The 1,531-nt window shown below is 58.7% G+C and carries 1 protein-coding gene; it reads left to right on the top strand.

Annotation, left to right across the window (positions count from 1 at the left end; genetic code table 11):
• The first annotated feature begins 651 nt into the window (after window positions 1–651).
• Complete coding sequence (locus tag E3T43_RS13100) at window positions 652–1,347, top strand: hypothetical protein (RefSeq protein WP_134472764.1); 696 nt, start codon at window positions 652–654, stop codon at window positions 1,345–1,347.
• Window positions 1,348–1,531: the final 184 nt, after the last annotated feature.

Raw genomic sequence — 1,531 nt, 5'->3', positions numbered from 1 at the left:
TTCTTTGATCGGTACTCACTGACCATCGCACGATGGTTTCTTACGTTGCTAATCCAACGCCCCGAGGCGGGGAACTACACCACTCAGGGGGACGCAACCCTGGCCCGTATGGGCGTCAGATTCACGGTACCGCGTGCACCGCCCAGTTCAACCGTCGACCGCGGGTGACCTCGCGCCCACTCGACGTAGGACACGGCCGCTGTGCTCCAATCCGGCTTGAAAAGTCGATGCCATCACGGTTGCAGTCATGAAGCCACGGCCGGCGGCTCTCTCAACCGTCCATCGCGTGACAACCCTGCCCCGCACCTGATTGCAAGGACGCAGTCAGCGCCAGCCTGCTCCCCCAAACCAGCAAGCAGAGTCTTCATTCCCGATGCAGCAGCGGAAAATGGGGCTGATTAGCGTAAATTCTGTATGCTATACGGTCGTATACGCTTCGAGTTTCCGCCGCGTTGACGTGGGCAGCGCGTCGATCAGTGACCACGCCCGGTCCGTCCGCAAACAGCGTTGATGGGCACAACTGGCACTCCAGGAATTAGCACAAAAGCCGAATCTGGTGGATCAATCTGTCGAACATTCCGTTGTCACCGAAGACCCGCCGCAGGGTATTCGTTGAGACTGGACTGACCAGTTCCGAAGGCGGTGGTACCCATGTTTCATCCGACAACCCCGGCAGGGAGTGGAAGTGCAGACCCAACGAATGCCCCAGAACATTGGGACTGGCACGAGCAGGCGATTCACTCGGACTCGATGACGGCCGTGGCCCGCGTTCTTCATGCGCGGGGCATTCTCAAAACCAGCGCGCAGGACATCCTCGACGAATTACCCGCCAACCCCGGATTTCCGATCGGGCCGAGCCACACCCTCGACGCAGTCATAACTAGATTCTTTGAGGAGGCCATTGCAGGAATACCGTTTGTCTACGAGGTCCGGCCCGACATGAAGGGTCTTCCCGATCTCGTCTTCTACTTCCGAAAACTGGCCATATCCGCATCAACTGACGTGGTTGCCATGGCCGCCTTGCGAATACTTCGCGAAGCCATCCAGCCGGAAACTCCCTGTTCCAGTCCGCTGCAGATCTGGGTCTACCTGACCAAGAAATGGCTCCGTGAGGCGATGTCTGCAACCGGTCAGTCCGATATGGTCGACCCGACCATGCACGCTGGGCTCCACGAGCATTCCGTTCAGCTCGTCTCAGCTGCGTTCGGCCTTATTGAAACGTCACGACTCCTCCGCGACAAACAGCTTCCCGAGCAGATGGAACGACTCCTGCACAGCACCCTCAGGTCGTGGGGCATCACCGAGGCACGAACGGCCGAACTCCTCATCTCCCGAACGAGAGGCTGAATAATCGCCAACAACGCGCATCTCATGCTCTGGACCTGCACGCGCTGGCTGTGCGGTCACGGATAACCCGTCCAGACTCTCTCCGGCCCCTAGCGGGAGTTTCCTAGCTAGCCTCGGTCAGAGTTCCAGAAGTGCTGGTCAACTCGGGTTTTGGCGGCTGGGTTTTGTATGACCTAACTTTTCT

Origin of the sequence: Cryobacterium sp. Hh7 (assembly GCF_004403155.1) — a bacterium.
In the GTDB taxonomy this organism is placed as follows: Bacteria; Actinomycetota; Actinomycetes; order Actinomycetales; family Microbacteriaceae; genus Cryobacterium; species Cryobacterium levicorallinum.
This window is presented reverse-complemented; position numbering and strand designations above follow the sequence as displayed.